Source organism: Betaproteobacteria bacterium (genome assembly GCA_016720925.1).
Lineage (GTDB): Bacteria > Pseudomonadota > Gammaproteobacteria > Burkholderiales > Usitatibacteraceae > UKL13-2.
The window spans coordinates 17,535-29,211 of sequence record JADKJR010000017.1 but is presented as its reverse complement, the minus strand read 5'-3'; the positions used below and the strand labels follow the sequence as shown (position 1 = coordinate 29,211).

14 protein-coding genes are annotated in these 11,677 nt (G+C 56.0%); all 14 read left to right on the top strand.

Annotation, left to right across the window (positions count from 1 at the left end; translation table 11 throughout):
* The first annotated feature begins 563 nt into the window (after window positions 1–563).
* Entirely contained in the window at window positions 564–710 is a 147-nt protein-coding gene (locus tag IPP88_18840; GenBank protein MBL0124681.1) for a hypothetical protein, read from the top strand.
* A gap of 704 nt (window positions 711–1,414) precedes the next feature.
* Window positions 1,415–1,624, top strand: coding sequence for a hypothetical protein (locus IPP88_18835; GenBank protein MBL0124680.1), 210 nt, complete (start codon window positions 1,415–1,417; stop codon window positions 1,622–1,624).
* 137 nt (window positions 1,625–1,761) lie between these two features.
* Window positions 1,762–1,902: a hypothetical protein gene (locus tag IPP88_18830; GenBank protein ID MBL0124679.1), complete on the top strand. Its 141-nt coding sequence runs from the start codon at window positions 1,762–1,764 to the stop codon at window positions 1,900–1,902.
* A 5-nt stretch (window positions 1,903–1,907) separates the two neighbouring features.
* On the top strand, window positions 1,908–2,081 hold the full coding sequence (locus tag IPP88_18825) for a hypothetical protein (GenBank protein ID MBL0124678.1): 174 nt from the start codon (window positions 1,908–1,910) through the stop codon (window positions 2,079–2,081).
* Window positions 2,082–2,363: 282 nt separating this feature from the next.
* Complete coding sequence (locus tag IPP88_18820) at window positions 2,364–3,038, top strand: hypothetical protein (protein ID MBL0124677.1); 675 nt, start codon at window positions 2,364–2,366, stop codon at window positions 3,036–3,038.
* Between the two features lie 803 nt (window positions 3,039–3,841).
* Entirely contained in the window at window positions 3,842–4,171 is a 330-nt protein-coding gene (locus IPP88_18815; GenBank protein MBL0124676.1) for a hypothetical protein, read from the top strand.
* Window positions 4,168–4,659: a hypothetical protein gene (locus IPP88_18810; protein ID MBL0124675.1), complete on the top strand. Its 492-nt coding sequence runs from the start codon at window positions 4,168–4,170 to the stop codon at window positions 4,657–4,659. The genes IPP88_18815 and IPP88_18810 overlap by 4 nt, the downstream gene beginning before the upstream one ends.
* Window positions 4,660–4,837: 178 nt before the next feature.
* Complete coding sequence (locus tag IPP88_18805) at window positions 4,838–5,371, top strand: hypothetical protein (protein MBL0124674.1); 534 nt, start codon at window positions 4,838–4,840, stop codon at window positions 5,369–5,371.
* 120 nt (window positions 5,372–5,491) lie between these two features.
* On the top strand, window positions 5,492–5,992 hold the full coding sequence (locus tag IPP88_18800) for a hypothetical protein (GenBank protein ID MBL0124673.1): 501 nt from the start codon (window positions 5,492–5,494) through the stop codon (window positions 5,990–5,992).
* Between the two features lie 104 nt (window positions 5,993–6,096).
* Entirely contained in the window at window positions 6,097–6,357 is a 261-nt protein-coding gene (locus IPP88_18795; protein MBL0124672.1) for a hypothetical protein, read from the top strand.
* A 149-nt stretch (window positions 6,358–6,506) separates the two neighbouring features.
* Window positions 6,507–7,112 (top strand): tetratricopeptide repeat protein, encoded by a 606-nt coding sequence (locus IPP88_18790; GenBank protein MBL0124671.1) that lies wholly within the window; start codon window positions 6,507–6,509, stop codon window positions 7,110–7,112.
* A complete protein-coding gene (gene tadA / locus IPP88_18785) occupies window positions 7,109–8,812 on the top strand; it encodes a Flp pilus assembly complex ATPase component TadA (GenBank protein MBL0124670.1) in 1,704 nt (567 codons plus the stop codon). Before IPP88_18790 ends, tadA begins: the two co-directional genes overlap by 4 nt.
* Window positions 8,813–8,829: 17 nt before the next feature.
* A complete protein-coding gene (locus tag IPP88_18780) occupies window positions 8,830–10,032 on the top strand; it encodes a type II secretion system F family protein (protein ID MBL0124669.1) in 1,203 nt (400 codons plus the stop codon).
* Between the two features lie 20 nt (window positions 10,033–10,052).
* Window positions 10,053–11,537 carry a hypothetical protein gene (locus IPP88_18775; GenBank protein ID MBL0124668.1) on the top strand — a complete coding sequence of 495 codons (1,485 nt, stop codon included), beginning with the start codon at window positions 10,053–10,055 and terminating at the stop codon, window positions 11,535–11,537.
* The last annotated feature ends 140 nt before the right edge of the window (window positions 11,538–11,677 follow it).

The window sequence follows — 11,677 nt, the reverse complement described above, 5'->3', positions numbered from 1 at the left end:
TACTTGCATAGACCTTTGCGGGCAGAATCTACAAAGCCGATATCTACTCATTTTGCTCCGATGCTTCCGTTAGACTCGCAGTATACGACACCGGACTTGAGTATTGAGTTCGCTGGATGTCATGTTGGCCAATGTCCGGAAAGTCGATACAGCCGCCCGTATCCGTCCATATACCCTTACCTCACCCCCTTCCCACAATAATTCCTGAAGTGGCTGAAAAACCTGCACTGCTGATTGTTGACGAGTGACCCTTGATCGGCGAAAGCCTGTCATTTGTACTGCGGACGACTTTGACGTGCGAAAGGTGAATCGCGTCCAGATGCAATGGACGAAGCCTGGTGATGTAACGAAAATTCGATATTGCCTTTGATTGACTCCGGGGCTGCCACCGATACCGGATTTGCCGACAGAGGGATTCAGGCTGGTGAATGATCTGCTGGCCCGTCCTGATATCCGCATTATGGTGTTGTCCGGGCAGAACGTGGATTCCAAGCCCGTCGCGCGGGCGTGCTCGGCGCGGCGGACCTCGTGCCGAAGCCCGAACCGGCGCGATTGAAAAATTATTGCATGCGGCGCTCAAGGTTCGCGAAGTCGACGTACCTGTCAATGCCGAGGACGCCGCACATAGCCTGATTGGTGACAGTCCCCGATGCGTAAAACTCGAGAGCCAGATTGACCTCTACGTCGTCCGCGTTTCCGGCGTTGGTTGAGGGTGAGCCCGGCAGTTAAAGAGCGCGTTGCCGCGGCGCTGCATTACCTTAGTTCGCGCACCAAGTTGCCCTCGCGTTGAACTGTGTGGCCATATCCGCGAACCTCGGGTCGAACCGACCTTTGTTCCGGGTACGTCAAGGGTTCGTTCACTGGTGCGACGGGTAGCAAGGCCAGGTATTGAAGATGCCGGAGAGGGGACTTTGTTTCTCGACAAGTCGGCGAATTGCCGCTGGATCTGGAGCCCAAGCTGTTAAGTGTTCTGGAGAAACGGTCAATCCGCGTGTCGGTGAAACCCATTCGCGTTTGTCGCGTGCGCGAATAGTCGCCGCGACCAACCGGCGGACCTGGGCGCGGGAGTTAAGTCCGGCCGGTTTCGTGCCGATCTCTTTCATCGTTTGTCTGTGTTTGCGCCGCATGTACTACCTTTACGCGATCTCGGCGAAGACAAATTGAAACTTTTGGAATACTTTCGTAACGCTTATGCAGGCAAACAGGGCGGTAAAACCATTCGCGCTCGACGATTCGGCGTGCGACATGGCTGGCGTACGGATTTCCGGGCAATGTTCGCGAATTGAAGAATATTGATATTCGGTTAACCGCGAAGTACGCGGGGCTACAGTGAGCGTTGTGGAGCTTCAGTCGGAGTTCGAAATTCGGGTACGGTCGATGTTGAGCACTCCGCCAAAACAACGGTTGAGGCCGTATCGATTCGGGCGATCGAAGGCGAAATCGAAGGCCAGCCGGACTTCAATCTCGCCGTCACCCTTGCGGCGATCGAACTGCGTTACATCGATGCCGCCATCGAACTCGCCAAGGGCAACATGTCTCTGCCGCACGTTTGCTGGGCGTTTCGCGGTCCACCCTCTATAGCAGGCTGGATGTGCTAGCGGCCGGGACCACTCGCCGGACGTGAAGGAAACCAGGGCGATGCTAAACTGCTGGCCACTCATCGAACAGCCGGGAACGTCAACCATGACGATTTACTCTTGGAGCACTTCGGGCCCAACGAAGCGCCCTCCTTCAAGATTACACCGCACACGGAATTTTTCTTTGCCGGCGCAAAATCGCGGCGAAACACTGGAGGCGCTTATCTACGCCATTACCAGCGGTGAAGGTACGGTAAAGGCTACTCGCGAGGTGTGGGCGCGGGGAAAACCAAGTGTGCCGGGTGCTGATGGAACGGTTGCCTGATTCCGTTGAGACCATTTACCCTGGCAGTTCCGTCACTTGCGCCGGATGAAATGCTCGCAACGATTGCCGACGATCTCGGCGTCGATGTCCATGGGGGCAACACCATCGGAAGCTGGATTCGTGCGCCGCAGGAGCGCTTGATTGCTACCCATGCCTGCAAAAGCAGGTGGTGGCGCTGATCGACGAAGCGCACGCAATGCCACTGGAGACGTTGAAGAAATTCGCCTGCTCTCGAATCTCGAGACGAGGTCATGACAAGTTGATGCAGATCGTGCTGTTCGACAGCCGGAGCTTGATCAACATTTGATGCTTCCCAACATGCGGCAACCGAAGGAGCGCATTACCCACAGCTTCAATTTGATTTCATTGCCCGCGAGGGATATCAAGGATTACCTGAATTTCGATTACGGGCTGCCGGGTACAAGGGCCCGGATCTTTTTCGCCAGATGCGCCGAAGCTGATTGCTGAAGCGCCGGAAGGGCTCATTACGCCGAATCAATATCTATGCGGATAAGACTCCGCTGGCCGCCTATGCAGCCAATACGCATACCATCACCCCAGATCATGTGCGAGCCGCCATCAGCGACACCCAGATTGTGCTGCCAGGTGCAAAGAATGACCGCAGCCGTTGGTTTGCCATTGCCGCGTCACTTCTGGTGGGTAGCGCGATTGGTTTCATGGCGGGCCGGATGACTGCAACGGGCGGCGCTGGGACGGCCGCTCTCTCCTCTGCGATGGTGACTACGCCAATCGCCACGAGGGCACCTGAGGCTCCTGCCGCAGTGTCCGCCGCCGTCGTAGGTACGATTACGAATGTCACTCCCGCAGCGCAGACCGGTCCGGATATGGCAGTTGCGCCAATTGTTGAAGCGCCGGGAAGTGCGCCAAACACGACCACAGCCACCACGCCAGACGCCAAGACGAAGGCCGCTGATGCCCCTGCCGCGATAGTACTTGCTGGAGCTTCGCGCCCGGACGTGACGCAAAGCACTGCCCCTGTAAATCTTGCCCCAGCCAGCAATCGCGCCCCACCGGAAGCGGACAAAATATCATCGTCCGACTGGCTGGATGCGCGTATGGATGCCGATGTTTGCGTTTGGCAGAGCTGCCGGCGGATCGGCATTCAATTCAATTGATGACTGCGCATCCTCAAGAAAATCCGCTATCGAGAATTTTCTGCGGCCGCCAGCCAAGAACTCAATCCTGATCGAATCATGGTCTACCCTGCCGGCACAAGCGAAACCTCGTGTAAGCGTGCTTTATGGTAGTTTTGTCAAACGCGCGGAGGCAAACTGACGAAAAGTTGAAGCTTTCCGCCAGTTGGCTAAATTCAGGCCCTAATGTTGCTGATCGGTGGGCGCTTATCCGGGAAGATCTTCGGCCGCGCACCGACAAAGTCGCCGGTAGCAAGTAGCTGGGGCGCACTAGACGGACAATTTCGCAGCTAAAGTTATTTTTGCAGAACACCGTCCAACCCATTGCTTTTATTGGCTAATCCTTTTATAAAGGTAATTGGAGAATCTGCAGAGCACACTAACACCCGCGAACGTGTTGGTCCTGAAGCAAGAAATTCGAGCGGATGCAAAATGCAACTTCCGTCAAGAAAGATAACGCGAACCATGATGTTGACGCAGAGGCCACTCGAGAAGTTTCACCATCAACCGGCACGGTTGATTGAAAGTCCACGTATCCGGGCGAGCCTCGGAATCTGCGTGTTCGCTCTTGCTGGTTGTGGTACGCAGCCTGTTGCACGGACTGACGGACATCTTCAGGCTGATCTGTCGGCTCCCACTTGACGCAATCCAGCAAAATGGTGCTGCCGCCACCGTGAACGCGGTGCCCGACCCGGTTCGTCAGGTACTGCTCCCGTGCCGCCGCGGCCCCGCGTCGACGAAGTGAAGTATTCCGTCACCGTGAACAACGTGCCGGTCCAGAGCTGATGTTTGCGATTGGCCGCGACACGAAGGTGAATATTGATATTCATCCCGGCATTGAAGGGCGCGTGACGCTTAACGCGATCGACCAGACGCTGAAGCAGATCCTGACGCGGGTATCGAAGCAGGTGGATATGCGTTGGGAGGTAGACGGGCCAAACATCGTGGTACGACCGGATTCGCCATATCTCAAAATCTATAAAGTTGATTACGTCAACATGCAGCGGGATACGACGAGTTCCATCGGCGTAGAGACACAAGTCGTCGGTCCTATCACGGAGCAGCAGCGGGAGGCGCGACGGGCGGCGGCGCGGGACAAAACAGCTCGATGGTGAAACTTCAAAATACCAGCAAGAATAAATTCTGGGAAACCCTCGAAAAAAATATTAAGGACATGCTGCGCGACACGGACAAGTTGCTCCCGGAAGGCAGTTCCGAAACATTTACCCAAACGCGCTCACAAGGCGTGAGTGCCAGCAACCGTCCCCAAACTGCAACGCAACGTCGAGCCGGCGGCCAAACAAGCCAATCAGGGCAAACGACAATTACCGGGCCGGGCATTGCAGAACAAGTTGGCACACAAGAAGGCGCGTCGCAAACCTTGACTTTTCGCGAAGCCGCATCGGTCATCATGAATGCGGAGACGGGTAACTTGGCAATTCGCGCCACTTCACGACAACATGAAAAAGTTGGCGAATTTATCGAGCAGATAAGCGGCTCTTCACGTCGACAAGTCTTGATCGAGGCAACCGTTGTCGAAGTCGTACTGAATGATGCCTATCAATCGGGGTCGATTGGTCTGCCTTGGGGTTACAGGGCTTAGGCTACACCATCAAACAAAACTTGACCGGAACACTGGATACTAATCCTGTGCCAACGCAGGCACCAATATTTTCGATTTCCTACCGTAATCCCAATGCCGCAGCCGGCGGAGATATCAGTAGCACCATTAAGCTGCTCAATCCTTTGGCAATACGCGCGTACTTTCCAGTCCAAAGATCATGACGCTAAACAATCAGACTGCCGTGATGCGCGTCGTCGAAAACACTGTTTATTTTAACGTGACGTCTACGCCCGGAACTCTTGACCAAACTACCGGCAGGCCCACCACCCTACCAACCGTCAATTCCTCAGCTCAAGTTGTACCGCAAGGATTCGTCATGTCTGTCACCCCGCAAATTAGCGAAAATGACATTATCAATCTCAGTGTTCGTCCAAGTGTTACGCGCATCACGAAATATGTGCAAGATCCAAATCCCACTTTATCCCTATCTGTACCCAACCTCGTACCGCAAATTGAGACACGCGAATTCGAAGCCATGATGCGTGTGGCTAGTGGTCAAACTGCCGTACTTGGCGGCTTGATGCAGGATGAATTTAAGACGAGCCGCGCAGGATTGCCAATCCTGTCTCGGATACCGTTCTTTGGTGATGCGGTCAGCAAACGCGATGACGCCGGCAAGAAGAGCGAATTAGTTGTATTCATTCGTGCACTGGTGATCCGAGAAGCGAGCGTGGATGCGGATCTGGTCTGACTACAAGAAATACCTGCCCGACTCCCAGTTCTTCAAGGATGCCTCACCGTCAATGGACGTGATGAATCCACAGTTTCAACCTAATCCAGTCGTGCCTGAAGGGGAGCCAAGGAAAGCGCCATGAGCCTGCTCCTCGATGCGCTCAAACGTGCCGAGGAGGCCAAACGCGCCAAACTGTCCAGTGAATCCGAGCCCGATCCACTCGATTTTGCGGCAATAAGGCGGTTGGCCGATGCCGAATCGGCCTCCACATCAAGGCCTGAATCGTCTGCCGCAGCTGATGCCGGACCGTCGGATTTTAATCTGGAAGACTACAAAGAAGTTATCGCGCCCAGAGAAAGTGGCCGAACAGCCCTTGCGAGAAAATCAGTCGCGAATGATCCGCAACGTGGCTCCGAACTTCGTCTCGAAAATCTCACCGACCACAAAACTGCAGAAAAAGCCGACGATCAGTTTGCGCGCGCACCGTCGGTAACGGCTAGTCCAGGAATGCAGTCCAGGCTAGATGCGACCCGGGTCGACGCGGCTCAAGCGCGTGATACCGCGCGAAACGCATTTGTTGCGGAAAGCACTCGGCCAGCGCCGACAAAGACTCGAAAAAGAAATGGTTGCTACCGCTGATCGCCATAGCCCTGCTGGCAGTGGGCGGTGGTGGCTGGTACGTTTGAATGAAGTCAATCGCATGTCCCGGCCTGCCGCCATGAACATCTGCGGCACGGCCGGCAATGACACTGCCTGCGGCGCAGCCGACAACCGGGCCAACCGGGCGCCAGACAACCCGACGAAAGTGCGTCCAAACCTGGATTGCCAGCGATGTCCGTAGTGCCGCCGCTGCCGCCATTGCTGCCGCCAGCGGCAGAACAGACCTCGCTGCCAAACTTGCCCCGCGAATGACGGCAAGCACGACGATGCGTCTCACGGAGCGTGAAGCTATGGTGAAGTCGCTGAAGGATGCGCCGGTGTCAAGGAAGCCCGCGTCGAGCTGAAGTTCGCGCAGTCGGTTGAAGCGCCAGCAGTCAATTTCGGAATCACTGACGCTTACGAGGCGCTGAAAAACGCCGACTATCCGCGGGCACGGACACTGTACGCAAAGCTGGTGCAGGCGGATACTTCAAGCGCGGATGCGCAACTTGGGATGGCGACCGTTCTTGCGCGCATGGGTGAATTGGCGTTGGCGGCGCGCCACTATCGGCAAGTATTGGTGATCGATCCGCGCAATGGCGCGGCACTTGCAGGTTTGTTGGCCGTGCGCGATTCAAGGTCGCCTTCGCTGGAAGTCGAACTCAAGACGCTGGTGGGCCGGAATCCGGAAGCGGCGTCGTTACGTTTTACGCTCGGCAATCTGTATGCAGTAGAGCGGCGCTGGGTGGAAGCACAGCAAGCCTACTTTGAAGCCTACCGGTTGGAGTCCGAAAATGCCGACTATCTTTACAATCTGGCGGTCAGCCTCGATCATTTGAAGCAGCCCAAACTGGCGCTTGAATATTATCTGAAGGCGCAAGCGGCGCAGCCAAAATCAGGTGGACAGTTTGACACCGCTGCCGTGTCCCGTCGCGTCAAGGATCTCACGACCGATTCCCGTAATAACCGAGGCGGCATGGGTACAGCGAATAAAGTGCATCATCGAGGCATTGAGTCGCGTCTTCAGGGCCTCAGTCGGGTTGATACAATCGACCTGTCGTGTCAATCACGGATTTTGCATCTAGCGATGTCACGCGTCTGCAACCAATGGATCAAATGAACGCCCCCGTTACCCAACTGCCGCTTGGCCAGACGCTACTTGCGCGCGGCGTCATCTCGCCCGACCAGCTGAATATCGCGCTGACCGAACAGCGCAAGTCAAAAACCGCGTTGGGCAAGATACTTGTTCGCCTGGGTTTTGTGACCGAAGCGACGATTCGCGACACGCTTTCGGAGAGCCTCGGTCAGGTCGCTATTGACCTGTCCAATACCATCATCGACCACAATGCATTGGCGCTGGTCCCGAAAGATATCGCGCGCCGCTACCAGGTATTGCCGGTCGATTACGACCAGCAGGCGCGCAAGCTCTTGCTGGCGGTGGCGGACCCCTCGAACGTCGTGGCACTCGATCAGATTCGCGCGCTCATCAAGGATGATGTGCGTATCGAACAGGTGCTTGCGCGCGAATCCGATATTTCGATCGGCATTGAACAGCACTATGGATTCGAGCTATCCATCGACGGCATCCTGAATGAGATTGAAACGGGAGAAATCGATTACCAGAGTTTGGCGACGGAGTTTGACGAATACAGTCAACCGGTGGTCCGACTGGTCGATGCACTGCTGAATGATGCCGTCAAGCGCAGCGCGTCCGACATTCACTTCGAGCCGGAGCAGGGATTTCTGCGCATCCGCTACCGCATAGACGGCGTGTTGAGACAGATCCGATCGCTACACAAGAATTATTGGTCGGCGATGGTCGTGCGATTGAAAGTTATCAGCGGCATGAACATTGCGGAAACCCGCGCGCCACAGGATGGGCGCATTTCCTTGAGCCTGTCCGGCCGCCCGGTGGATTTTCGCGTGTCCGCGCAGCCAACCACGCACGGCGAGAACATCGTGCTACGCATCCTTGATCGGCAAAAGGGCATTGTCCCGCTGGAGGATCTGGGATTACAGGAAGATGAATTGAAGATGCTGCGGCTGATGATGGCGCGGCCTGAAGGCATTATTCTGGTGACCGGTCCAACAGGCTCCGGCAAGACCACCACGCTCTATTCGATTCTGAACCACGTCAACACCGAAGGCGTGAATATCATGACGCTGGAGGATCCGGTCGAATATCCGATGACCTTGATTCGCCAGACGTCGGTAAATGTGGCCAAGCTCGATTTTGCGAGCGGCATCCGTTCGATGATGCGCCAGGATCCGGACGTAATTCTGGTCGGTGAGATTCGCGATCAGGAAACCGCCGAAATGGCATTTCGCGCCGCCATGACTGGCCATCAGGTGTACTCGACTCTGCACACGAATTCCGCCATTGGCGCCATTCCGCGACTGCAGGATCTGGGCGTGCTGCCGGACATCATGGCGGGAAACATTATCGGTGTCGTTGCGCAACGCCTCATGCGGCGTGTGTGCATGCATTGTCGTGAGCCTTACCGTCCCGACGACGAACTGACGCTGAAGATACTTGGTGTCGACCCGGGATGGAAAGGGGAAATATTCCGCGCCGCCGGGTGTGAGGAATGCGATAACACCGGCTATCGCGGGCGTTTGGCCATCATGGAGCTATTCAAGATGAATGGCGATATGGATGAACTCATCGCGCGCCGGGCAACTGGCCGGGAAATTCGCGAAGCCGCGCGCCGGACCGGCTTTCGCACGCTGGCCGAAGATGCGGTATCACGGGTGCTGGCGGGGCAGACGAGTCTCGAGGAAATTACCCGGATCGTCGACCTGACAGACCGCGTGGCGTAGCCTGAAAGCACAACGAAATGGCTTCCTACTCCTACCGCGCGATCGACGACACGGGCCAAGTTCTGTCGGGGCATGCCGACGCGCTCAACCCGGTCGATCTGGAAATGCGCCTGAAGAGACTCGGGCTGGATCTGGTCACTTTTCAGTCGATCAAGAAGTCCATGCTGATGCGCGCGCGGCGCGTGTCGCGCAAGGAACTGATCACGTTCTGTTTCCACATGGATCAATTGATGCGTGCGGGCGTGCCAATCATCGATGCCTTGACCGATTTGCGGGACACGGTCGAAAACGACGGCTTCAAGGCAATCGTTGCCAGCGTCCTGGAAGACGTTGAGGGCGGCCTCAAGCTGTCCGATGCCATGGCGGAACACCCGCAGGCGTTCGATCAGGTGTTTGTGGCGCTGATCCGTACGGGTGAGCAGTCCGGCCAGTTGCCGGAGGTACTCTCCAAGCTCACCGAGAACCTGAAGTGGCAGGACGAACTGACCGCTCAGGTTCGCAAGGCCATGATGTACCCGATTTTTGCGGGCACGGTGATATTTGGCGTAGTTTTCCTGCTGATGGTGTTTCTGGTTCCGCAACTAGGCCAGACAATGAAAGCATTAACGCCCAATCCGCCCGCCTCCACCATGGCGCTGATCGCGGTATCGCTGGTCATGCAGAAATACTGGTTCTTGTTCATCGGTGTGCCGATTGTCATCGTGGTGGCGGCCATTGTCACCGCCAAGAGCAGCGATGATGCGAAATACTGGATCGACGGAATGATGTTGAAGCTGCCGATCATGGGGCCGTTGATGACGAAAATCATCCTCGCGCGATTCTCGACTTACTTCGCGCTGATGTACCAGTCTGGATTGGGCGTACTCGATTGCATCCACATCTCGGAAAAAATTGTTGGTAACCGCGTCATTGAAGAGGGGTTGCAACGTGTCGGTCGCGAAATCAATGACGGTACCGGCATCAGCCAGGCGTTCCAGAATGCGCGCTTGTTCCCGCCGCTCGTGCTGCGCATGCTGAGAGTTGGGGAATCAACCGGCGGACTTGATACGTCGCTGCTGAATGTGAGTTATTTTTATAATCGTGACGTCAAAGAACAGATGAGTCGATTGCAGGAAATGATTCAACCGATTCTGACCGTGGTGCTGGGTGGGGTTCTGATCGGCATTCTGGTGACCGTATTCAATCCGATGTACGACGTCATCGCAAAAATCAAGTTCTGATACGAAGCGAAGCGTAAAACGTGGCCAAACAATTTCTTTACCTCACCAACGACAAAATGATCGCGCTCATCTGGAAAGGTGGCGCCATTGTCGAACGTGAAGTATTCAATTCAACCGATGCAGACTCGGTGGCATTTGCCGAATATATTGCCCGTCACCACGAAGTGCCGACTTATGTCGTGACGGATTTGATCGAGGAGGATTTCCGCCTCGACACGGTACCGCATTTGCGCGGCGGTGATCAGGACGCCATCCTCGGGCGCAAGCTCGCCCAGTTATACCGCGCCACCACCTTTCGCCATGCCATCGTCCAGGAACGGGAGACCGAAAGGAGAAGGGATGATCGCGTGCTGTATCACGCCATCACCAACCCCGATCTTGTAAAACCCTGGCTTGCCGCGCTGGAGCATGCGGAGGTGCCACTGGAGGGCGTCTCCTCGTCGGCGGTGCTATCGGTTCGCCTGCCAGGCGTACTGAATATCTTTTTTGCACATACGCTGCTCGTGACGATTGTTCCGGATTTCGGGCTGCGTCAAACGTACTTCCAGAACAAACATGTCAAATTCAGCCGCCTGACGCCGATCATCTACGACGAAGGTCAGTCCGTCGGCGCGCTGATCGCAGCCGAGACCAGTCGTACCTGGCACTACCTGGATACCTTGCGCAATTTCGCCGGCGGCGAAACGCTGGAAGTGTGCATCCTGGTGCATGCGCGAGATCATGAAATGGTCGCGGAGGCTATTCGCGCCTTGCCGCTGTTGAAGTATCGATTCCTGGATATTGGCGAAGTCGCGGCCAAGATCAAGCTGAAACCTTCGCCGACGTCATCGCATGCGGAAGAAGTGCTGGTTCATCTCTATGCCCAAGGCAAAGTAGAAAATCACTTTGCCGAAAAAGAGCCGATGCGCTTTGCACGATATCGCCGCGCCAAGATTGGATTGTATGGATTAACGGCAGGCTTGCTGGCCATTGGCGCGGCCGGAGCGGCGTTCAATCTTTACCAGACGGCGACCATGTCTTCGGTGATAGACCAGCGTAGCCAATTCGTGCGTACGATTCAGGCCGAATATCAAGCCATTTCCAAGGCCATGGAAGGGCAAACCAGCGCCACCGACACCGTTCGGGACGCCAGCACTTTTTTCAGGGCGCAGATTCGCCAGCAGTCTCCGTCGCCCGCTTCGCTTCTCAAGGATCTTGCGTTGGTGTGGACCGAGTTTCCCGACATGCGATTGTTGCAAGCGGTTTGGGCGCCAAACCAGGATTCGGGTTTCGTGCCCCCGTATGACGCGGTGGCCGCACCCGTTGCGCAGAACATCAGATCGGAAGTCAGACTTGCGCCCGGTGCACCACAACCACCCGCCGGTGCGGCCATCAATGCGATGGACGCGGATCCGCCGTTGCCGGGCGGTAAGTACGAGGTGTTGATCATTGACGCGGCGGTCACCCGCTTTCGGGGGATTACCGTGCCACCATTGCCGATATCGAACGCATGGTCGAGCGGCTGAACAAGGCACCGAACATGAAAACGGAAATCGTGAAATTGCCGATAGACGTGAAACCGACGGCGATTCTGCGTGCCACGACGCCAACAGCGTCAGAAGCAAGCGAAGTGAGATTTACGTTGAAAATCACCTGCACTGGGAGA

Excerpts from the sequence above, each read along its gene's own strand:
- IPP88_18815 (MBL0124676.1), top strand. The coding sequence starts at position 3,842 with ATGTTTGCGATTGGCCGCGACACGAAGGTGAATATTGATATTCATCCC.
- IPP88_18805 (MBL0124674.1), top strand. The coding sequence starts at position 4,838 with ATGACGCTAAACAATCAGACTGCCGTGATGCGCGTCGTCGAAAACACT.
- IPP88_18800 (MBL0124673.1), top strand. The coding sequence starts at position 5,492 with ATGAGCCTGCTCCTCGATGCGCTCAAACGTGCCGAGGAGGCCAAACGC.
- IPP88_18795 (MBL0124672.1), top strand. The coding sequence starts at position 6,097 with ATGACACTGCCTGCGGCGCAGCCGACAACCGGGCCAACCGGGCGCCAG.
- IPP88_18790 (MBL0124671.1), top strand. The coding sequence starts at position 6,507 with ATGGCGACCGTTCTTGCGCGCATGGGTGAATTGGCGTTGGCGGCGCGC.
- tadA (MBL0124670.1), top strand. The coding sequence starts at position 7,109 with ATGAACGCCCCCGTTACCCAACTGCCGCTTGGCCAGACGCTACTTGCG.
- IPP88_18780 (MBL0124669.1), top strand. The coding sequence starts at position 8,830 with ATGGCTTCCTACTCCTACCGCGCGATCGACGACACGGGCCAAGTTCTG.